The sequence below is a fragment of the Nocardia sp. NPDC050710 genome, assembly GCF_040654375.1.
Classification (GTDB): domain Bacteria; phylum Actinomycetota; class Actinomycetes; order Mycobacteriales; family Mycobacteriaceae; genus Nocardia.
The window spans coordinates 5,651-30,371 of record NZ_JBFAHV010000045.1 but is presented as its reverse complement, the minus strand read 5'-3'; the positions used below and the strand labels follow the sequence as shown (position 1 = coordinate 30,371).

General features: G+C 65.8%; 2 protein-coding genes. Both read left to right on the top strand.

Features of this window, described 5'->3' with window-relative positions; translation table 11 throughout:
- Positions 1 to 2: 2 nt before the first annotated feature.
- Positions 3 to 8,807, top strand: coding sequence for an SDR family NAD(P)-dependent oxidoreductase (locus AB0H61_RS38430; RefSeq protein WP_357313706.1), 8,805 nt, complete (start codon positions 3 to 5; stop codon positions 8,805 to 8,807).
- On the top strand, positions 8,804 to 24,721 hold the full coding sequence (locus AB0H61_RS38425) for a type I polyketide synthase (protein WP_357313703.1): 15,918 nt from the start codon (positions 8,804 to 8,806) through the stop codon (positions 24,719 to 24,721). The genes AB0H61_RS38430 and AB0H61_RS38425 overlap by 4 nt, the downstream gene beginning before the upstream one ends.

Here is a 24,721-nt window from a genome sequence, read left to right as displayed (position 1 = left end):
GGGTGTGGTCGCTCGAGGATGCGTGTGCCCTGGTGGCGGCGCGGGGTCGGTTGATGGGTGCTTTGCCGGAGGGCGGGGCGATGCTCGCGGTCGCGATCGCTGAAGGACGAGCCGTCGATATCGTCGCCGATTTCGCCGACCGTATCTCGATCGCGGCTCTGAACGGTCCGGCGTCGACGGTGTTGTCCGGGGATGTCGATGCCATCGATGAGATCGAGCGGCTGCTGTCGGCCGAGGGTGTGAAGACGAATCGGTTGCGGGTCAGTCACGCGTTTCATTCGGCGCGGATGGATCCGATGCTGGCCGAGTTCCGCGCGGTGGCCTCAGGTGTCGAGTATCGGTCGCCGAGTGTCCCGATCGTGTCGAATGTGTCCGGTGAGGTCGCCGGGAACGCGGTGACCGACCCGGAGTACTGGGTGCGGCAACTGCGGGGTTGCGTGCGGTTCGCGCCGGGTGTGGACGCTCTGGTCGCGGCAGGTGTGCGACGGTTCGTCGAGGTGGGCCCCGATGCGGTGTTGGCGGCAATGACGCGTGGCTGTCTGGCCGAGCACCCGGAGATCGAGTCGGCGTCGTCGGTGGCGGCGACTTCCCGGCGGTCGGTCGATGAGGTGGAGCAGCTCGTCACTTCCCTGGTGCAGGTGCACGTCGCGGGTGCGCGGGTGGACTGGCGTTCGTGGTTCGCGGGGGGTGAGACGCGTCGGATTCCGTTGCCTACCTATGCCTTCCAACATCGTCGTTTCTGGTTGTCGGGCGCCGTCGACGCGTCGCCGTCGTCGACGGATCATCCGATCCTGACCGGTGTGGTCGGGTTGGCGGGTACCGACGAATGGCTGTTGACCGGCCGGTTCTCATTGCGTACTCATCCGTGGATCGCCGATCACATGACCTACGGCGTGGTGGTGGTGCCGAGCGCGACGTTCATCGAGTTTCTCCTCGTCGCTGGCCCTCGGATCGGTTGTGGGGTGGTCGAGGAGCTCACATTGCAGGCGCCGATCCTGCCGACCGCGGACGACGAGGTCGAGTTGCAGGTGCTGGTGCAGGCCGCGGACGAGTCCGGGCGGCGTCCGTTCGAGTTCTATTTCCGCACGTCCTCCGACGCCGAATGGATCCACAACGCCACCGGTGTGCTCGCGGCTCGGTCGGATGGTGATTCGGCATTGCTGTCGCGGCTGCGGGAGGAGCAGTGGCCGCCGGTCGATACCGAGGTCGTGGACAGCGCGGGGCTTCCGGAGCGGATTGCGAAGCTCGCCGGGCTCGAGTACGGTCCGGCGTTCATCGGTGTGCGTGGTGCGTGGCAGCGCGACGACACGGTTTTCTCCGAGATCGTGCTGGACACCGATGCGGCGGCGGAGCCGGGACGGCACGACCTGCACCCCGCCCTGCTGGATATGGTCATGCACGCCGGATTCTCCGGGTTGCTGTGGCGCGATGGGGATTCCGATCCCGATACCGGCAGGTTGCTGTTCCGCTGGGGCGGTGCGCGTTTCCACGAGTCGGCAACGACCGAGGTGACGTCGCTTCGGGTCATCGCGGTCGCGACCGGACCCGAGACCGTATCGGTCGCGGCTGTCGATCCGGACGGCAATCCGATCGTGTCGGTCGACGCGGTGGTGATGCGTCCCTATGACGTGAAGGAATTCCGGGGCAGCCTCGTCGGTGACGACGCGGGCCTGTACCAGGTGCGCTGGGAGTCCGCCGCGGAGCCGGTCGCGGGAGACGGCCGACCCGCACCGGCACTGGCGGTACTCGGGGATGCGATGGTGGCGGGGATAGCCACGGAGTATGCGTCGGTCGCCGATGTCGTTGCGGCCCAGAGTATTCCCGGTGTGGTGGTGTGGCGGGCGACCGAGCTCTTCGGGGCAGGTCCGGAATCGGTGCGGGCGAGCGTGCACGGCGCGTTGGCGACGGTGCAGTCCTTGCTTGCCGAGGAACGTCTGTCCGATGTCCGGTCGGTCGTGGTGACAACCGGTGCCGTGGGGTTGCCCGATGAGGCTCCGGATCCGGCCGCGGCGGCGGTCTGGGGATTGCTGCGCAGTGCGCAGTCGGAGCATCCGGAACGGTTCGTCCTCGTCGACGAGGATCCGGCCCGGCCGCTCGATGCTGACCGCATCACAGCGGTATTGCGGTCGGGCGAGCCGCAGATCGCGGTCCGTGGTGCGGAGCTTCTGGTTCCTCGGCTGGTGCGCGCGTCCGCTTCCGGGGACCCGGGGTCGCGGTCCCTGTTCGGGGAGGGGACCGTGCTGATCACGGGTGGTACGGGTGGACTGGGTGCGTTGTTCGCCCGTCATCTCGTTGCCGAGCACGGTGTGCGCGGTCTGGTTTTGACGTCGCGCCGGGGACCAGACGCACCCGGCGCCGCCGAGCTGATTGCCGAATTGGCGCAGGCGCGGGCCGAGGTTCGGGTCGTCGCGTGTGATATCGCCGACCGCGACGCGGTGCGGAACCTGCTGGAGACGATCGCCGGATTGACCGCTGTCGTGCACACCGCGGGAATTCTGGACGACGGCACCGTCGAATCGCTGACCGCTGACCAGGTGGATCGGGTGCTGGCGCCGAAGGTCGACGGGGCATGGCATCTGGACGAGCTGACTCGTGGTCTGGATCTGTCCGCGTTCGTGGTGTTCTCGTCGATCGCGACGGTGCTGGGGTCGTCGGGGCAGGGCAATTACGCCGCGGCGAACGGTTTCCTGGACGCGCTGGCGCAGCGGCGGCGGGCCGCGGGCTCGGCCGCCACGTCGCTGGCCTGGGGGCCATGGAACCAGGGCAGCGGTATGACCGGTGGCTTGGACCGCGCCGCCCTCGCGCGGTGGGATCGCTTGGGTCTGAGCCCGCTCGAAAGTGTCGAAGGGAAGCGCCTTTTCGATGAGGCGCTGGCGCACTCGGACGCGCGGCTGGCGCCGATCCGCTTCGACGCGAGTGTCCTGCGTCGCGAGTCCGATGCCGACGCGGTTCCGGCGGTACTGCGCGGATTCGTGCGGCGTTCGAGCCCGACACGTCCGGCGGCGGTCGCCGCGCCGGCGGGCTCGCTGGCCGCCCGGTTGGCGGATGTGCCGGAAGCGCGGCGTGGCGAGGTGGTGCTGGAGGTCGTGCTCGCACAGGCGGCGGCGGTGCTGGGGCATGATTCGGCCGCCGACATCCGGCCCGACCAACGCTTCGACGAGATCGGTTTCGATTCGTTGGGTGGCGTGGAATTCCGGAACAGGCTCGGCAAGGCCACCGGCCTGCAGTTGCCGTCGACGCTGGTGTTCGATCATCCGACCCCGGCGGCGGTGGCGAAGCTGGTGCAATCCCGCGTCGAGCCGACGGTGGGCGCACCCGGCAAGAAGGTTGTCCGCCGGGTCCGGGCCGACGAACCGATCGCGATCGTGGGCATGGCCTGCCAGTTCCCCGGCGGCGTCGAATCACCGGACCAGCTATGGGATCTCGTTGCTTCCGGAACCGACGCGACCGGCGACTTCCCATCGGATCGAGGCTGGGATCTGGAACGGCTGTTCGATTCGAACCCGGACAAGCCAGGGACCGTCTACACCCGGCGCGGCGGATTCCTCTACAACGCGGGCGATTTCGACCCGGCATTCTTCGGGATCGGTCCACGGGAGGCCTCCGCGATGGACCCTCAGCAACGTCTGCTGCTGGAGGTGTCCTGGGAAGCTCTGGAGGACGCGGGCATCGATCCGGTGTCGTTGCGGGGCAGCGACACCGGGGTGTATGTCGGAGCGGGCTACTCGGGCTATGTGGATCGGGTAGCCGGTGACCTGGAGGGCTACCGGCTCACCGGTACCACGAGCAGCGTGATGTCCGGACGCGTGGCCTATGTGCTCGGTCTCGAGGGCCCGGCGGTCACCGTGGACACCGCATGCTCGTCGTCGCTGGTCTCACTGCATCTGGCCTGCCAAGCGCTGCGCCAGGGGGAGAGCGCGCTGGCGTTGGCGAGCGGTGTGACGGTCGCGGCCAGTCCTTACCTCTACGTCGATTTCGCGCGGCAGCGCGGTCTTTCGCCCGATGGACGTTGCAAGGCGTTCTCCGCGGCGGCCGACGGCGTCGCCTTCGCCGAGGGCGTCGGCGTGCTGGTACTCGAGCGGCTCTCCGACGCCCGTCGCCTGGGTCACAACGTTCTCGCCCTGGTGCGCGGAACGGCGGTGAACCAGGACGGCGCGAGCAATGGTCTGACCGCGCCGAATGGTCCGTCACAGGAGCGGGTGATCGCGGCGGCGTTGGCGAACGCCGGACTCGAGCCGTCGGATATCGACGCCGTGGAGGCGCACGGCACCGGCACGACATTGGGTGATCCGATCGAAGCCCAGGCGCTGATCGCGGCGTATGGGCAGGACCGTGCGGGACATCCGCTGCGGATCGGATCGATCAAGTCGAATATCGGCCACACCGTGGCCGCGGCGGGTGTCGGTGGCGTGATCAAGATGGTGCAAGCGCTGCGCCACGAAACCCTGCCGAAGACGCTGCACGCGGATGAGCCGAGCCCGCACGTGGACTGGTCCGCGGGCGATGTCCAACTGTTGACCGAGGCCCAGCCGTGGCCGGTCGGCGGACGGGTCCGTCGAGCCGGTGTGTCGTCGTTCGGCGTCAGCGGCACCAACGCACACGCGATCCTCGAGGAAGCTCCCGCCCCGCAGTCGGTCGTCTCGCCACCGGCTACCGACCGTCCAGGCACCGTGGTGCCATGGCTGGTGTCGGCCAAGAATGAGACCGCCCTCCGGGCACAGGCGGCGAAACTACAGCGGTGGCTGATCGATCACCCCGACGCCGATCCGGCGGATGTGGCGTTTTCGCTCGCGACGACACGCACGCAGCACGAGTCGCGGGCGGCGATCCTGGGCGGTGATCGCGACGAACTGCTGGCCCGGCTGGCGCAGCTGGTCGCCGGATCCTCCTCGGCCGGAGTGGTTTCCGGCACGGTGGGCTCCGGGAAGACCGCCTTCCTGTTCACCGGTCAGGGCGCGCAGCGGGTCGGTATGGGCGCGGGTCTCTCCGAGGCCTTCCCGGTATTCGCCGCGGCGCTGGACGAGGTGTGTGCCCAGTTCGATCCGCTACTCGGATGTGCCCTGAAGCAAGCGATGTTCACCGGACACCTGATCGACGATCGGGGCGTCGCCGCGGAGACCGGGATCCTGGATCGGACACGACTGACCCAGCCCGCGTTGTTCGCGTTCGAAGTGGCGCTGTATCGGCTGTTGGAGTCCTTCGGAGTTGTCCCGGATGTGTTGATCGGGCACTCGATCGGTGAACTGGCCGCGGCGTATGTGGCCGGTGTGTGGTCACTGGAGGACGCCTGCGCGCTGGTCGCGGCGCGAGGGCGGCTGATGGGGGTGCTCCCGGAGGGCGGCGCGATGGTCGCGATCGCCGCGTCCGAGACCGAAGTCGGCGCGGCGATCGCCGGATTCGGTGATCAGGTATCGGTGGCGGCCGTGAATGCGCCTGCGGCCGTGGTGATCTCCGGGGACGAGGACGTCATCGACGAGATCGATCGGCAGTTCGCCGAGTCGGATCGCAAGACGACCCGGTTGCGGGTGTCGCATGCGTTCCACTCCCATCGGATGGAGCCGATGCTGGCCGAGTTCGAGACCGTAGTTGCTGGAGTAACCTTCAACGCCCCACGGATTCCCTTGGTGTCCAACATCTCCGGCCGAACCGCTGGCGACGAGATCCTGGATCCGGGGTACTGGGTGTCGCAGGTGCGCGCCGCGGTGCGTTTCGCGCCCGGTGTCGAGACGCTGGTGGCGTCGGGCGTGCGCCGGTTCCTCGAAGTCGGACCCGATGCGGTGCTGGCGGCGATGACGCGGCAAACGCTGCCTGCGGATGTCGAGGCTCGAGCGATGGTCGCCGCGGCGGGCCGTCGGGACCACGACGAGGTCGAGCAATTCCTGACAATGCTCGGCCAAGCCCACACCGCCGGGGTGGCTGTCGACTGGAATCGGCTGTTCGCCGACCGCCGGATGTCACGAGTCGCGCTGCCCACCTATGCCTTCGAACATCGGCGGTACTGGCTCGAACCCGGCCTCGAAGAGCCTCGGAACGCGTCGGAACATTCGCTGCTCACCGACGTGGTGCGTGTGGCCGACCGTGACGAGTGGCTGTTCACCGGACGGCTCTCGCTGCGCACCCATCCATGGATCGCCGACCACACCACCTACGGTGTGGTGCTCGTCCCGAGCGCCGCGCTCATGGAGATGCTGCTGGTCGCAGGTCGGCGAATCGGTTGCGACGCCGTCGAAGAGCTCACCCTCGAGGCGCCGATCCTCCCGCCGGCGGACGGCGGTGTCGAACTCCAGGTATTGGTGCGGGAACCGGATTCCGCGGGACGTCGATCGTTCACATTCCACTACCGCCTGACCGATGCCGCCGACGGCGAGTGGACGCGCAATGCCAGCGGCGTGATGAGCGGTCAACAGCTGCTCGATATCGGACTCGTGGATATGCTGCGCAACGGGCCGTGGCCGCCGATCGATGCCGAACCGGTGGACGCCGACTGGATTCCGGCCCAGGTGGCGCGTGTCGCCGGACTGGAATACGGTGCCGCGTTCATCGGCATCGACGCCGCATGGCGCAGCGGCGACACGATGTTCTCCGAGGTCACCCTGAATCAGGAAGTCTCGGCCGAACGGTTCCAGCTGCATCCGGCGCTGTTCGACATGGCACTGCATGCCGGACTTGTCGGTTTGATCTGGTCGGACGACAAGGGCAATCCCGCCGAGGGCAAACTCTTGTTCCGCTGGGGCGCGACGCAATTCCACACCACGTCCAAGGTCACGACATTGCGGGTGATGGCTATCCAGCGCAGCGGTGAGGCGATCACGGTCGTGGCGGTCGACCAGGACGGAAATCCGGTGGTTTCCGTCGACGAAGTGGTCATGCGCTCCTACGACGTCCAGCAGTTCCGCGCCGGGCTGACGGGTGGCCGCGCGGACCGGTACGCGTTGCGTTGGGCGGAGGTCGGGACCTCCGGGGGACTCATCCCGACCGGGAGCGCAGCCGTGCTCGGAACCGCGCGGGTGCCCGGAATCGACGAACGGTATCCGGATCTGGCCGCGCTCGCTTCGGCTCCGATCGTCCCGGATTTCGTTGTCTGGTCCGAATCAGCGGTACCGCACGGTGATTCGCAGCCGTCCGCGAGTGATCGGGTGAAGGCGGCACTGCACATGGTTCGCGACTGGCTGGCCGACGAGCGATTCGCGCGATCGCAGCTGGTCGTGGTGACCGGACGCGCGGCGGCCCTGCCCGATGAGGCGCCGGATACCGCATCGGCCGCGGTATGGGGGCTGATACGTAGCGCTCAAACCGAGTATCCGGAGCGGATAGTGCTGCTCGACACGGACGGATCCGATAGCACGCGTCATATTTCGATCGAATCGATCCGCGCCGCGATCACGACCGGGGAGCCACAGGTGGCATTGCGGGGCGACCGTGTTCTGGCGCCGCGGCTGGAGTCGGTGACATCCGCTGCGGCCGAGCAGGTTTCGTTCGGGTCCGGGACGGTTCTGATCACCGGCGGGACCGGGGGATTGGGCGCGCTGCTGGCCCGGCACCTGGTCACCGCGCACGATGTGCGACGGCTGCTACTGGTATCTCGCCGTGGCGAGCGTGCGGACGGCGCAACGGAACTCGCGGCGGAACTGTCCGGATACGGCGCCGAGGTGCGGATCGCCGCCTGCGATGTCACCGACCGCGACGCGCTTCGCGCTCTGCTGGCGGGCCTGCCCGCGGAGCACCCACTCACCGGTGTCGTGCATACCGCCGGTGTGCTCGACGACGGCACGTTCCACACGCTCACCGGGGACCAGGTCGATCGGGTGTTCGCTCCCAAGGCCGATGCGGCGTGGTATCTACACGAGCTCACCCGCGACATGAAGCTGTCGGCGTTCGTGCTGTTCTCCTCGATTGCCGGAATGATCGGTTCGGCGGGACAAGCGAATTACGCTGCCGCGAACAGCTTCCTGGACGCCCTCGCGATGCGACGCCGCGCCGAAGGACTGCCGGCACTCGCACTCGCCTGGGGTCCGTGGCAGCAGGACATCGGCATGACCGGCGTGTTGGATCGCACTGCGATGGGCCGATTGGAGCGACTGGGCCTGGCCCCGCTGGACCGCACCGACGGCCTGCGGTTGTTCGAAGAATCGCTGACCACGGCGGAACCGGTATCGGCGCTGTTGCACTTGGATACCGACAAACTGCGCCTGGAAGCACATGGCGGTCTGGTACCGGCGGTGTTGCGTGGATTCGTTCGCGCGCGCGGCCGGTCGGCCACGACATCGACCGCTGAGCCCTCGCTCGGGGAGCGTCTGCACGGCGTGGCGGAGGCGAAGCGACGCGGGGTCGTCCTGGACCTGGTGCGCGAACACGTAGCGGCGGTGCTGGGTTACGGGTCGATCGATGACATCGGACCCGATCGCGGCTTCGACGAACTCGGCTTCGATTCCCTTGGCGGCGTCGAGTTCCGGAACCGGCTTTCGAAGGTGACGGGGCTGTCGCTGCCCTCGACCCTGGTATTCGACTACCCCACGGCGGGAGATATCGCCGACTTCCTGCTTGCGCAGACCACGGTGCCGGAACCCCCGCAATCGATACCGACATCGGCGGTACACGACGACATCGCGCGGCTCGAGGCCATGCTCGAGCGGATCATCGCCAATGGCGGCGACAACGAGGAGACCATCGCCGGATTGCGGGGCGTCAACCAGCGGCTACGCACCTACCTGGGGGGCCAGTGGTCGGACAGTGGATACGACGATCTCGAATTCCATTCCGACAGTGAACTTTTGGACCTGATCGACGAGGAGTTTGGCCCAGCATGAGCAACCCCGGCACCAGCAACGAGGAAAAACTCAGCCGGTATCTGCGCAAGCTCACCGGAGACCTCCGAACCGCCAAGAAGCACATTCAGCACCTGGAAGACCGTGCCAGCGAACCGATCGCGATCGTGGGCATGAGCTGTCGGTATCCGGGCGGCGTCGACACTCCGGCGCGGCTGTGGGAGTTGCTCGCTTCCGGCACCGACGCCGTCGGTCCCTTCCCGGCCGACCGCGGCTGGGACCTCGAGCGCCTGTTCGACCCCGACCCCGAAAAGCCGGGCACCATCTACACCCGCGAAGGCGGATTCCTTGATGCGGCAGGCGATTTCGATCCGGGATTCTTCGGAATCGCGCCGCGTGAGGCCGCGGCGATGGATCCGCAGCAGCGCCTGTTCCTGGAAGCGGCATGGGAGGCATTGGAGGACGCCGGCATCGATCCGGCGTCGCTGCGCGGCGGTGACACCGGTGTGTTCGCCGGTGTGATCCACCAGGACTACGGTCCCCGCGTGGGTTCGCCGGGCCTGACCGCCGAGTCGGAAGGCCATGCCTACCCGGGTGTTTCGGCCAGCGTCCTGTCCGGGCGCGTCGCTTTCACGTTCGGTTTCAAAGGTCCGGCCATCTCGGTGGACACCGCGTGCTCGTCGTCGCTGGTGGCCCTGCACCTCGCCTGTCAGTCATTGCGTCAGGGCGAGACCTCGCTGGCCCTGGTCGGCGGCGTCACCGTGATGTCCGACCCCACCCTGCTGATCGCCTTCGGCCGGCAGGGGGCGCTGTCCCCGGACGCACGGTGCAAGGCGTTCGCGGCGGCGGCGAACGGGACGGGATTCTCCGAGGGCCTCGGCATGCTCGCGGTCGAGCGGCTGTCCGACGCGCGCCGCCTCGGCCACCGGGTTCTCGCGGTCATCCGCGGCAGTGCGGTCAACCAGGACGGCGCCAGCAACCGGCTGACCGCGCCGAACGGTCCTTCGCAGGAAAAGGTGATCGCGCAGGCCCTCGCCAATGCCGGTCTGACGCCCGCCGATGTCGATGCGGTCGAAGCGCACGGCACCGGCACCAGCCTCGGAGACCCGATCGAGGCTCAGGCGCTGATCGCCGCCTACGGTCGTGATCGCGCCGGAGATCCGCTGCGAATCGGATCGCTCAAGTCGAATATCGGCCACACCTCCGCCGCGGCCGGTGTCGGCGGTGTGATCAAGATGGTGCAGGCGCTGCGACACGAAATGTTGCCCGCGACATTGCATGTCGATGCTCCGACCCCGCATGTGGACTGGTCGGCGGGAACGGTGCGGCTGCTCACCACGGCAGAACCGTGGTCGGCAGGGGAGCGGGTGCGTCGCGCCGGTGTGTCCTCCTTCGGGGCCAGCGGCACCAACGCTCACGTGATTCTGGAGGAGTCCCCCGATCTGACGGAGGCCCCCGTCGAACCGGCGGACGATGCCGCCGACCGCGGCGCGAAGGCAGTGGCGTCCGGTGTCTCCCCATGGCTGCTGTCGGCGAAAACCGAGGACGGCCTGCGTGCGCAGGCGGCCAAACTGCTGACGTGGGTGACCGAAAACCCCGACCTGACAATCGATGGCATCGGCTATTCACTGTTGACGACCCGCGCCCGGCTGGACTGGCGGGGCGCGGTAGTGGCCGACGACCGGGACGCGATGCTCGCCGGACTGGCAGTACTGGCCGGACACGGATCGGCGAGTTCCACCCATGACGTGGCGAGGGGGCGGGCGGTCACGCGTAAGGCGGCCTTCCTGTGCACCGGGCAGGGTGCGCAGCGGGTCGGGATGGGAAGTGAACTGTACGAGGCGTTCCCGGTATTCGCTTCCGCGTTGGATGAGATCTGCGCGCAGTTCGATCCGCTACTGGGCAGTTCGCTCAAACAGGTGATGTTCACGGGTCAGTTCGGCGATGGTGGCCCCGCTGATACCGATGTGCTGAATCGGACGGAGTTCACTCAACCCGCGCTGTTCGCGTACGAAGTCGCGCTGTGCCGGCTCTTGGACTCGTTCGGTGTGACACCCGATGTCCTGGTCGGACATTCGATCGGTGAGCTGGCCGCCGCGTACATCGCCGGCGTGTGGTCGCTACCGGACGCGTGCCGGCTGGTCGCGGCGCGTGGCCGCCTCATGGGGCAGCTGCCGGAAGGCGGCGCTATGCTGGCCATCGCGGCGAGCGAGCGCGAGGTGTCCGAGGCGCTCGTCGACGGAGTGTCCATCGCTGCGGTGAATTCGCCGGTGGCCGTTGTTGTGTCCGGCGACGAAGACGCCGTGGCCGCGCTCGAGCAGTGGTTCGCCGACCGCGGGCGGAAGACCTCTCGGTTGCGGGTGTCGCATGCGTTCCATTCCCACCGGATGGACCCGATGCTGGCCGAGTTCGAAGCTGTCGCACGGGATGTCACCTACCATCGCCCACAGATCCCAGTGGTCTCGAATCTGTCCGGCCGGATCGCCGGTGACGAAGTGCTGGAACCGGCCTACTGGGTCCGGCAGGTGCGGGCGGGCGTTCAGTTCGCTCGGGGCATAGACACCCTGGTTGCCTCGGGCGTTCGCCGATTCCTGGAAATCGGGCCGGATGCGGTACTGACGGCCATGACCCGGCAATGCCTGCCGGAAGATATCGAATCGCAGTCGCTGGTGGTGGCCGGTGCACGTCGAGCGCATGCCGAGGTCGGGCAGCTCGTGAACTGCCTGGCGCACGCGCACGCGGTCGGTGTCGATGTCGACTGGAAGGCGTACTTCGCGCCCCGCACGATCGCACGAGTGTCGTTGCCCACCTACGCCTTCCAGCGTCGACGCTATTGGCTCGAGCCCGCTCTCCACACCGCCGGAGTCGAATCCGTGGGTTTGGGTGTGGTCGAACATCCCTTGCTCGGCGCCGTGGTATCGGTCCCCGAATCCGGTGGTGTGCTGTTGACCGGCCGGTTATCGGTAGCGACACAGCCGTGGCTGGCCGACCATACGGTCGCGGGGCTGGTGTTGTTCCCGGGGACCGGGTTCGTGGAGTTGGCGCTGCGTGCCGGGGCCGTGGCCGGGTGTCTCGTGATCGAGGAACTGATGCTGCAGGCACCACTGGTGCTACCCGCGGCAGGCGGTGTGCAGATCCAGGTCGTCGTGGGCGGACCCGAGCACGAGTCTCCACAGCGGCCGATCTCGATCTATTCCCGCGGTGAACATGACCCGGACGGGCAGTGGGAATTACACGCCCGCGGCCTGCTGAGCACTCGAAGCGACACGACCGAACCCGATCTCGGGGAATGGCCGCCGGTCGCGGCGAGCGGTATCGATGTCGCGGCCGCGTACACGGGTCTGCTGGCGCGCGGTTACGACTACGGTCCGGCGTTCCAGGGTGTGCGGGCGCTGTGGCGACGCGGTGCGGAGGTGTTCGCCGAGATCGCCGTCGGTACGGAAGCCGGAGTGCGAGCGGAAGGCTTCGGGATCCATCCGGCACTACTGGACGCGGCCCTCCAGGCGGGAGGGCTGGCCGAGGTGCTCGAAAGCAGTGCGGGACAGTCGGAGTCGCCGTTCACGCTCGCCGCGGGACAGGTGATGTTGCCGTTCTCGTGGGAGTCGGTGTCGCTGTACGCGACCGAGGCATCGATACTGCGCGTGCGTCTGACCATGACCGGATCGTCGGTATCGGTATCGGTGGCCGACGAGCAGGGGCAGCCGGTGTTGTCGGGTTCGATGACGACCCGATTGGTACCACTCGAGCAGCTCGCCGCGGCCGCTGCGGGCGGCCGGGTCGATCAGGTACTGGAACTGACCTGGTCACCGACCGGACCGGTGACCGCGGTGGCAGCTGTGGGTGTGGGTTGGTGGGACCGGCTGGATTCGGAGTCGCCGATACCGCCGCTGGTGGTGGTCGAGGCCGGGTCCGGGTGGAGCGATGGCGACACCGATGTGGTGACCACTACCCATACCGAGGCCGCACGGATACTCGCGGTGGCGCAGGCGTGGCTGGAACAGGAGCGGTTCGCTGAGAGCACCCTGCTCATCGCCACCCACGGCGCAATCGCATTGCCCGGTGAAGACCTCACCGACCTTGCCGGGGCCGCAGTGTGGGGTTTGGTGCGGACCGCGCAGACGGAGAATCCGGGCCGAATTGTGTTGGTCGATGCGGACATTGCCGTCGACGAGCAACTCGCGGCCACCGTCGTGGCCGTGGGCGAACCCCAGGTCGTCGTGCGCGCTGGTGTCACCCACACGGCCCGGCTCACCCGACCCACAATGCCGGGCGAGCTGGGCGGCAATATCGCCGACTTCGGTACGGGCACGGTGCTGATCACCGGCGGTACCGGTGGTTTGGGTGCGGTGACAGCACGGCACGTGGTGGTCGAGCACGGGGTCCGGTCGCTGCTATTGGTGAGCCGCAGCGGTTCTCAGGCCGATGGCGTGGCATCGCTGTGCGCCGAGCTGGAGCGATTGGGTGCACACGTGCGGGTGGTGGCCTGTGATGTCACCGATGCCGATGCGGTGGCCCGGTTGCTGTCCGAAGTACCGGCGCAGTGGCCGTTGACGGGTGTGATCCATGCCGCCGGTGTGCTCGACGACGGGGTCATCGCATCATTGACCCCACCGCGGTTGGACGCGGTGCTGGCGCCGAAGGTGGACGCTGCCTGGCACCTGCACGAGGCAACCGCGGATCTGGATCTGACTGCGTTCGTGGTGTTTTCCTCGATTTCGGGCACCGTCGGTGGACCCGGACAGGGCAATTACGCAGCCGCGAATGCCTTCCTGGACGGGCTGGTTGCGCGTCGGCGCGCACAAGGGCTGGCCGGCCAGTCGCTGGCGTGGGGTATGTGGGCGCGCTCGAGCGGTATGGCCGGACAGCTGGGCGAGACCGATGTGGCCCGGATGAGCCGAAGCGGCTTCACCCCGATGTCGGATGAGCAAGCGCTCGCCGGATGGGATGCGGTGCTCACGCGGGGCTGGCCCCACGCGGTGATCGCCACGGTGGACTCCGCCGCGATCCGTGCCCAGGCCGAAGCCGGACTACTACCACCGTTGCTGCGGGAGCTGGCGCCGACCGCGGCCCGGCGCCCAGCGGCGACCTCGACGGTGGTGTCGGGGCTACGGCAACGACTGGTCGGCGTGGGCGCCGATCGGCAGCGGCAGATCGTACTCGACACCGTGCGCACCCACGTCGCGGCCGTGCTCGGTCATGACGGTGTGTCCGCGATCGATCCCGATCGGGCATTCCAGGAACTGGGCTTCGATTCCCTGAGCACGGTCGAGTTGCGCAACCGACTCAAAGCTGTCACCGGACTCGCACTATCGACCACGGTCGTTTTCGATTACCCGACACCGCAGGCCCTGGCCGCATATCTGACCGATGAGTTCACCGGCCTCGGGCAGGACATCGAAGTCACTGCCAGCAGAGCCATTGGCGACGAGCCGATCGCGATTGTCGGTATGGCATGTCGGTATCCGGGTGGGGTGGCTTCTCCCGAAGACCTCTGGAGGTTGGTCGCAGACGGGACCGACGCAACGTCGGAGTTCCCGGTGGATCGAGGTTGGGATACCGAGCGCCTCTACGATCGGACCGGTGCAACGCCGGGTAGCACGTATACCCGTAACGGCGGGTTTTTGTATTCGGCAGCCGATTTCGATGCGGACTTCTTCGGGATCAGCCCCAACGAGGCCACAAGGATGGATCCCCAGCAGCGGTTGATGCTGGAGGTTTCCTGGGAGGCGTTGGAGCGCGCTGGTATTGATCCGGTGGTACTGCGTGGCAGCTCGACCGGGGTTTTCACGGGTGTGCAATTCCACGATTACGCACAGGGGACCGGCACCGCTGGCAATGCTGCCGGGAGTTTGATCTCGGGTCGGGTCGCGTACACGTTGGGACTGGAAGGCCCGGCGGTGTCGGTGGATACGGCGTGTTCGTCGTCGCTGGTCGCGATGCATTTGGCCGCGGGCTCGTTGCGGGCGGGTGAGTGCGATGTGGTGTTGGCCGGTGGTGTGGCGGTGATGGCGACGCCGGATATGTTCCTGGAGTTCAGTCGTCAGCGGGGTTTGTCGCCGGATGGTCGGTGTAGGTCCTTTGCCGATGCGGCTGATGGTGTGGGTTGGTCCGAGGGTGTGGGCGTTCTGGTGTTGGAGCGTTTGTCCGACGCTCAGCGCAATGGCCACCAGGTTCTGGCGGTGATCGCTGGTTCGGCGGTGAATCAGGATGGTGCGTCGAATGGTTTGACCGCGCCGAATGGTCCCTCGCAACGCAGGGTGATTCGCCAGGCGCTGGCCAATGCTGGGGTGTCACCGGGTGAGGTCGATGTGGTGGAAGCTCATGGCACCGGCACGACTTTGGGTGATCCGATCGAAGCCGAAGCGCTACTGGCCACCTACGGCCGAGACCGCGATCGTCCGCTGTGGTTGGGGTCGTTGAAATCCAATATCGGTCACGCTCAGTCCGCTGCGGGTGTGGGTGGTGTGATCAAGATGGTGATGGCCATGCGCCACGGGGTCTTGCCGAAGACCCTGCATGTTGATCAGCCAAGTACCAAAGTTGATTGGTCTCAGGGCAATATCCAGTTGTTGACCGAGCCACAGTCATGGTCGGTGACTGATCGGCCGCGTCGTGCCGGTGTGTCCTCGTTCGGAATCAGCGGCACGAATGCTCACGTCATTGTCGAGCAGGCCCCGGTGACCGAGTCGGTGCCGGTGGTCGAGACCGTCCCGGCTGTGTTGCCGTGGGTGGTTACGGCGCATGGTGATGAGGCCCTTGCCGATCAGGCTGCTCGATTGACATCGCATGTGGGCGAGCACGATCCGATTGATGTCGGTTTCTCGCTGGCGTCGACACGCAGTGTGTTCGAACATCGCGGGGTTGTCGTGGCCGACAACGGTGATGGTCTGCTGGCGGGTACGCGATCGTTGGCTGCCGGTGTGCAGACTCCCGGTGTCGTGTCCGGTCATGTGGTGGCCGGTTCCACGGGTGTGGTGTTTTCCGGTCAGGGTGCGCAGTGGGCCGGTATGGCCACCGAGCTGCGTGCGGCGTATCCGGTGTTCGCCGAGGCTTTCGACGGGATCGTCGCTGAACTGGATCCGTTATTGGGGCAGTCGGTTTCGTTGAGTGTGGCGTTGGCGTCCGATGATCTGGTCGATCAGACGGTGTTCGCGCAGGCAGGGTTGTTCGCGTTCGAGGTGGCGCTGTTCCGGCTGCTCGAATCCTGGGGTGTGCGTGCGGATGTGGTGGCCGGTCATTCGATTGGTGAGGTTGCTGCCGCGCACATAGCTGGTGTGTTGTCGTTGGCGGATGCGTGTGTGCTGGTTGCTGCGCGTGGCCGGTTGATGCAGTCGCTACCCGCTGGTGGGGCGATGGTCGCTGTGGGTGCTTCGGAGGCCGACGTGCTGCCGTTGCTGGCCGGTGGGGTGTCGATCGCGGCGGTGAATGGTCCGTCGTCGGTGGTGCTGTCCGGTGCCGAGAACGATGTTGTCGCTATCGCCGATCGTTGCGCCGAACAGGGTTGGCGGACACACAGGTTGCGTGTTTCGCATGCTTTCCATTCGGCGTCGATGGAGCCGATGCTGGCCGAATTCGCCTCGGCGATCGAGGGTTTGGCGTTCAACCGTCCCGGCCTGCCGTTGGTGTCGACGGTGTCCGGTGCCCAGGTCGTCGATGAGATGTGTGATCCGTCGTATTGGGTGGATCAGGTCCGTCAGACGGTGCGATTCGCCGACGCGGTTACCGCGATGGCGGGTATGGGTGTATCCAGGTTCGCCGAGGTCGGTCCCGACGCGGTATTGACCCCGATGGTCACCCAGATCCTCGAGGACGGGCAGGTAGCGGTTCCCGCGGGTGCGGCGTCGGCGGTGGTGGCGTTGACACGTCGAAACCAGGCCGACCCGTTCACCGTGTCGAGTGGGGTGGCGCGCCTGTTCGTCTCCGGTGCTGAGGTGGACTGGGCGAGTTACTACACCGGCACCGGGGCCCAGCGAATCGACCTGCCCACCTACGCCTTCCAACATCGGCGGTATTGGATGGCCGAGGGGACCGCTGTCAGCGGTGGCGCTCGGGCGATGGGTCTGGTGGCTACCGGACATCCTTTGGTTTCGGCGATGGTGTCGCAACCGGACTCCGACGGGATCGCTTTCACCGGTCGTTTCTCGGTGCGGACGCATCCGTGGCTGGCCGATTACCAGGTGATGGATACGGTGTTGTTCCCCAACACCGGCTTTGTCGAGCTCGCTTTGCATGCCGGGGAACGGGTCGGCTGCTCGACGCTGGAGGAGTTGGTCCTACAGGCGCCGCTGGTGTTGTCGGAGTCCGGTGGGGTCGCGGTACGCGTGGTAGTCGGTGACCAGGACGAGACAGGTCATCGAGGAGTGCGGGTCTTCTCCTGTCCTGATGATGGTGATGTCGAGACGACGCCATCGTGGACGTTGCATGCCGAGGGTGTTCTCGCTTCGGGTGGGGTGGCTGACTTCGATCTGGTTTCGTGGCCTCCGGTGGGCGCCACCGCTATCGATGTCGATGGCGTTTATGACGAGTTGCTTGATGTCGGGTATGGGTATGGCCCGGTGTTCCAGGGTTTGCGGGCGGCGTGGCAGCGTGGGGATGAGTTGTTCGCCGAGGTCGCTCTACCCGACCCGAGGGAGGCTGAGGGCTTCGAGATCCATCCCGCGTTGTTCGACTCGGCGTTGCACGCCGGGATAATTCATGGACTTCGCGGCGGTGGCGGTGCTGGTTTCCCGGCGTTGCCGTTTACCTGGAACCAGGTGGTGTCGTACTCGGCCGGTGCTGCCACGGTGCGGGTTCGTATGGTGCTTCATGGCGACCGGTTCGCCGTGCAGATAGCCGATGAGCAGGGGCAACCCGTGTTGTCGGTGGGCGCGTTGGTTACTCGGCCCATGTCGGCCGAGCATCTGAACGCGAACCCGGTATCGGAGTCCTTGTTCGGTGTGGATTGGGTCGCTGTTCGGCAATCGTCGGTGGTGACTGTCGAGCCGAAACGTGTGGCGGTACTCGGATCCGGCCAGAGCGGTGGCGACCACAGTTCCGGTGAGGTACGAAACTACGGTGATCTCGCTGCGTTGATCGCCGATCTCGACGCGACTCCCGATTCGGTTGTTCCTGAGATCGTGCTACTCGAGTGCCCCCAGCACGACGGTGCGCCGCCGGAGGCGGTACGGCAGGTCGCAATCGATGTTCTCGACACTGCCCAGCGTTGGCTGGCCGAAACTCGTTTCGCTGGCTCCCGTTTGGTTGTCGTCACCGAACACGCAGTGACTGTTGCCGATTCCGAGCAGGTGAGCCTGAATCAGGCCCCGGTCTGGGGGCTACTGCGTGCCGCGCAGGCCGAACACCCTGGTCGATTCCAGCTTCTCGACCTGGATGAAGAACGTGATCCGTTCTCCGTGGCGGCCGTGGCGGCTGCCGTCGCGATGGAGCCGGAGGCTGCGCTGCGGGGTACGACCCTGCTCGTGCCGCGGCTGACCCGTCACGCACCCGGTGCGATTGTTCGGCTGTCCGGGCCGGGTACCGTGTTGGTGACCGGTGGTACGGGTGGTCTGGGTGCGTTGATCGCTCGGCATCTTGTGGTCGATCATGGTGTGGGTCATCTGCTTTTGACGTCGCGTCGTGGTCTGGACGCTCCTGGTGCTGTTGAGCTGCGTGAGGAGCTGGTCGGGCTCGGTGCGCAGGTGACTGTTACCGCGTGTGATGTGTCCGATCGGGGTGCATTGGCGGCGCTGCTGGATACCATTCCGGCTCAGCATCCGCTGGTGGGTGTGGTTCATGCGGCCGGAACCGCGGACAACGGTGTGATCGAGTCGATCACCGCGGACCGGATCGACTATGTCTTCCGGCCCAAGCTCGATGCGGCGTGGCACCTTCACGAACTCACTCGTGATCATTCGTTGTCGTTGTTCGTGCTGGTGTCCTCGGCGGGTGGTCTCGTTCTAGCGGCTGGTCAAGCCAACTACGCTGCCGCGAACGTTTTCCTCGATGCCCTTGCCGCGCATCGTCACAGCCTGGGACTGCCGGCCACCTCTGTGGATTTCGGATTGTGGGCGACGTCTACCGGCCTCGGGTCCATGCTGTCCGAGGCCGATGTCGAGCGGATCCGTCGGCAGGGTTTGCCACCTCTGACCGAGGCTGAGGGTTTGGCGCTGTTCGATTCGGCGATAGCGACCGATACCGCTCAGCTGGTGGCGTTGCGGGTCGATCCGGCTGCGCTTCGAACCCGGGGCGAGCAGGTTCCGGCTCTGCTTCGTGCGATGGCACGGATCCCGGTGCGCCGCCGGACCCGGGCTTCGGGGGTGGATCATGTGTTCGCCCGCAAGCTTGTTGGTTTGTCGGATGTTGATCGTCACCTTGCCGTGCTCGAGTTGGTTCGATCGGTGGCTGCTGGTGTTCTGGGGCATCCTTCTGTGGATGCTGTTGAGCCGCAGCGGACTTTCCAGCAGTTGGGGTTCGATTCTCTCGGTGCGGTCGAGTTCCGCAACAAACTCAATACCGCCACCGGGTTGCAGTTACCGGCCACGCTTATTTTCGATTATCCGAACCCGCAGGTTGTCGCCGAGTTCATCGATTCCCAACTCATCGGCACCAGCCAGGACATCGAGATCAGTGCCAGCAGAGCTGGCGGCGACGATCCGATCGCGATTGTCGCGATGAGTTGTCGGTATCCGGGTGGGGTCGCCTCGCCGGAAGACTTGTGGCGGTTGGTGGCGGATGGTGTGGATACCAACGGTGAGTTGCCGGTTGATCGGGGTTGGGATATCGAGGGTATCTACGATCCGGAGCCGGGTAAGGCGGGTAGGACCTACGCGCGCAATGGTGGGTTCTTGTATTCGGCAGCCGATTTCGATGCGGACTTCTTCGAGATCAGTCCCAACGAGGCGACGATGATGGATCCGCAGCAGCGGTTGCTGTTGGAGACCTCATGGGAGGCGCTGGAGCGGTCCGGTGTCGACATGCGTTCGTTGCGTGGCAGTTCGACCGGGGTATTCACCGGCATGTCGTTCCACGACTATCCGGCCAATGCGAATACGGGATCTATTGCGTCCGGTCGGGTGTCGTATGTTTTCGGTTTCGAGGGTCCGTCGGTCACGGTGGATACGGCGTGTTCGTCCTCACTGGTGGCGATGCATCTGGCGGCGCAGTCTTTGCGGTCGGGTGAGTGTGATCTGGCGTTGGCCGGTGGTGTGACGGTGATGGCGACCCCGGAGACCTTTGTGGAGTTCAGCCGTCAGCGGGGTTTGTCGCCGGATGGTCGGTGCAGGTCGTTCGCTGATGCGGCTGATGGTGTGGGGTGGTCCGAGGGTGTCGGCGTTCTGGTGTTGGAGCGGCTTTCCGACGCTCGCCGTAGTGGGCATGAGGTGTTGGCGGTGATTGCTGGTTCGGCGGTGAATCAGGATGGTGCGTCGAATGGTTTGACCGCGCCGAACGGTCCCTCACAACGCAGGGTGATCCGTCAAGCCCTGGCGAATGCCGGGGTGGCTGCGGGTGAGGTCGATGTGGTGGAAGCTCACGGCACCGGCACGACGTTGGGTGATCCGATCGAGGCTCAGGCGTTGTTGGCCACTTACGGCCAGGACCGCGACCCGGACCGTCCGTTGTGGTTGGGGTCGTTGAAGTCCAATATCGGTCATGCTCAGGCTGCCGCGGGTGTGGGTGGTGTGATCAAGATGGTGATGGCGATGCGCCACGGGGTGCTGCCGAAGACGCTGCATGTTGATAAGCCGTCTACCAAGGTGGACTGGTCCGAGGGCCATGTCCGGTTGTTGACCGAATCGGTTCAGTGGCCGGTGTCCGATCGGCCGCGTCGTGCCGGTGTGTCGTCGTTCGGTATCAGCGGCACCAATGCGCACCTCATCCTGGAGCAAGCGCAGGGCGCAGAGGCTGTGCCGGTGGCGGAGCAGGCTCCGGTGGCCGACTCGGCGCCGGTGGTTGAGACGGCTCCGCTGAGTGGAGTGGTGCCTTGGGTGATTTCGGCACGCAGTGGTGAGGCTCTTGCCGATCAGGCCAGGCGTTTGGCATCGCATATCGCCGACCATGACCAGGACCCGATTGATGTCGGTTTTTCGCTCGTGACTTCGAGAGTGTTGTTCGATCATCGGGCCGTGGTGTTGTCGGCTGAGCGCGATGGTCTGCGGGCCGGTACCCAAGCGGTGGGTCGCGGCGAATCCGTTCTGGGTGTGGTGTCCGGTCGTGTGGTAGGCGGTTCCACGGGTGTGGTGTTTTCCGGTCAGGGTGCGCAGTGGGCGGGTATGGCTGCCGAGTTGTGTGCGGCGTATCCGGTGTTCGCCGGGGCTTTCGACGGGATTGTCGCTGCGTTGGATCCGTTGTTGGGGCAGTCGGTTTCGTTGAGTGCGGCGTTGGCCGATGGTGATCTGGTTGATCGGACGGTGTTCGCGCAGGCGGGGTTGTTCGCGTTCGAGGTGGCGTTGTTCCGGCTGCTCGAGTCGTGGGGTGTTCGCCCGGATGTGTTGGCGGGTCATTCGATCGGTGAGGTCGCTGCCGCGCATGTGGCCGGGGTGTTGTCGCTGGCGGATGCGTGTGTGTTGGTTGCTGCGCGTGGCCGGTTGATGCAGGCACTACCCGCTGGTGGGGCGATGGTCGCCGTGGGTGCCTCGGAGACCGATGTGTTGCCGTTGCTGCTGGATGGGGTGTCGATCGCGGCGGTCAATGGTCCGTCGTCGGTGGTGTTGTCCGGTGTCGAGGACGCGGTCTCGGCTGTTGTCGAGGCGTGTACCGGGCGTGGTTGGCGGACGAAGCGGTTGCGTGTTTCGCATGGGTTCCATTCGGTGTTGATGGAGCCGATGCTGGCTGAATTCGGTACGGCGATCGAGGGTTTGGCGTTCAACCGTCCGGGCTTGCCGTTGGTGTCGACGGTGACCGGTGCCCGGGTCGTCGATGAGATGTCGGATCCGTCGTATTGGGTGGGTCAGGTCCGGGACACGGTGCGGTTCGCCGATGCGGTTACCGTGATGGCGGGTATGGGGGTGACCCGGTTCGCCGAGGTCGGACCGGATGCGGTGCTGTTTCCGATGGTCACTCAGATCCTCGATGGTGGGGAGATAACGGCAGCTACGAGTGTGGCTCCGACGGTGGTGGCGCTGGCGCGTCGGGATCGGGCTGATGCGCTTACCTTGTTGGGTGGGGTGGCCGGGTTGTTCGTCTCCGGTGCCGATGTGGACTGGGCCGGTATGTATGCCGGTACCGGTGCCAAGCGAATCAATCTGCCCACCTACGCTTTCCAGCGGCGACGGTATTGGATAGCCGAAGCGTCCACCGCTGTCGACGGTGGCGCTCGGGCGATGGGTTTTGTGGCCACTGGGCATCCTTTGGTTTCGGCAGTGGTGTCGCAACCGGATTCCGACGGAGTCGTACTCAGCGGTCGTTTGTCGGTGCAGACCCATCCGTGGCTGGCCGATCACATGGTGATGAATACGGTGTTGTTCCCCGGTACCGGCTTCGTCGAGCTCGTCTTGCATGCCGGGGAACAGGTCGGCTGCTCGACGCTCGAAGAGCTGGTTCTGCAAGCGCCACTGGTGTTGCCCGAGTCCGGTGGGGTTGCGGTACGCGTGGTGGTAGGTGACCAGGACGAGACCGGTCATCGGGCCGTGCGGGTCTTCTCCTGCCCCGATGGTGATGTCGACACGACGCCATCGTGGACTTTGCACGCCGAAGGCGTTGTTGCCCGAGGTGAGACGGTGGCTGACTTCGATCTGGTTTCGTGGCCTCCGGTGGGCGCCACCGCTGTTGATATCGATGGTGTTTACGACTCGCTCGATGCGCAGGGTTATCAGTACGGCCCTGTATTTCAGGCGTTGACATCGGTATGGCGTGGGACCGAAGGCATCTATGCCGAGGTCGCTTTGCCCGAACAAGCCCGTGCTGAGGCAGGTGGGTTCGGTGTGCATCCCGCGTTGCTCGATGCGGCTCTGCATGCTTTGCGTTCATCAGCGGATATGTCCGATGACGTCGCCCTGCCGTTCGAGTGGTCCGGTGTCAGTGTGTATGCGGCTGGGGCTGATGCGTTGCGGGTCCGACTCACTCGGGTAGGTGAGCACCGTGTTGCTCTGGATCTTGCTGATTCAACAGGTATCCCGGTGGCATCTGTGCGGCATATGGCGTCTCGACCGATAGATCCCGCGCAACTCACTGCCGGTGGGTCCGCTGTCGGGAATGCGTTGTTCCAGATCGGCTGGTCACCGATCGCGGTGCGTGAAGCCGACGTCACCACGGTAGCGTGGCCGGATCTTGGTGAGCAGGTCCCGCCGGTGGTGGTGTTGGACTGTGCGACAGGTAATGATCCGGCTGCTGTTCATTCCGCGACCCACGATGTTTTGCAGGTGTTGCAGTCCTGGACGACAGCGCCTCGGTTCGCTGATTCGGTACTGGTGGTCCGGACCAATGGTGCGGTATCGGTTGCCGGGGAAGACATTACGAACCTTGCCGGTGCCGCCGTCTGTGGTCTGGTCCGTTCCGCGCAGACCGAACACCCTGGCCGGATCGTGTTGATCGATACCGACTCCGAACTCGACGGGCTGCTGGGTGGGGTTGTGGCTGCCGCTGAACCGCAGGTTGCCGTGCGTGATGGACAGGTACACATCGCGCGTCTGACCCGAATGACGTCCGCTCCGGCGGCCGCTTCAACGGCTGACTCTTTCGCCTCCGACGACACCGTTCTGATCACCGGTGCGGGTGGGTTGCTCGGTGGATTGTTCGCCCGGCACCTGGTCACCGCACGCGGTGTGCGTCGCTTGCTGCTGTTGAGTCGTCGTGGTGAATCCGCTCCCGGGGCCACCGAGCTGCGAGTGGAGTTGCAGCATCTCGGTGCGGAGGTCGAGTTCGTCGCGTGCGATGCCGCGGATCGTGGTGCGTTGGCCGAGGTCCTGGCCAATGTTCCTGCTGGTCATCCACTTACGGGTGTGTTCCATATGGCTGGTGTGCTCGATGATGGTGCGATTGGTTCGCTTACTCCGGACCGGTTGGACACCGTATTGGGACCCAAGATCGATGCTGCACTGCACCTGCATGAATTGACCCGGGACCTCCCGTTGAAAGCGTTCGTACTGTTCAGTTCGGTGGCTGGGGTGTTCGGCAACGCTGGGCAAGGTAACTATGCGGCGGCCAACGCGTGTTTGGATGCGTTGGCGGCGCATCGCAGGGCGTCCGGTCGGTGCGGGCAGTCCTTTGCGTGGGGTTTGTGGGGCATGGACGGCGGGATGGCCGCTGAACTCGATGCTGTCGACCGGCAGCGGATATCTCGCTCCGGTGTGCTGCCGCTATCGGAAGAACAAGGCCTCGCACTGTTCGACGTGGCGACCCGGATCGATGCGGCGATGCTGGTTCTTGCCCGGGTGGATCTGGATAGCATTCGCGCCGCTGGGTCGGCCTCGCCCTTACTATTTGCCGATCTGATCCCGCAGCGTCGTAAAGCGGCCTCGGGCGCGGCTACGGCACTACGTGCTCGTTTGGCCGATACCCCGGATAACGAGCACTTGGGGGTGTTGGTGGAGATCGTTCGCGCCCAGGTCGCGGCGATTCTGGGTCATCAGAACACCAACGCGGTAGAGGTGGACAGGGCGTTCAGTGAGTTGGGTTTCGATTCGGTCACTGCTGTTGAGTTCCGTAATGTCCTGAAAAATGTGACCGGTTTGCAGCTGCCCGCGACTCTGGTGTTCGACTATCCGACGCCACAGGCCCTGGCCGACTACCTCTGCGAGGAACTCGCCGACCACAAGCCCGTCGAGTCGGCAGATCTACCGGAAAACGATATTCGTCGAGCCCTTCAAACAATTCCGCTCACCCGTCTCCGCGACGCGGGTCTGCTGGATGCGCTGATGAAGCTTGCGCAGGGCCAGGAAAGATATGGCGAGACCGATCAGGGCGTCGCGGATGAATCAATTGATGCGCTGGACATCGACGATCTGATCGATCTGGCTTACAACAGCTCATTAGAGGACTGA

Coding starts and splice junctions, on each gene's coding strand:
- AB0H61_RS38425 (WP_357313703.1), top strand. CDS start 8,804: ATGAGCAACCCCGGCACCAGCAACGAGGAAAAACTCAGCCGGTATCTG.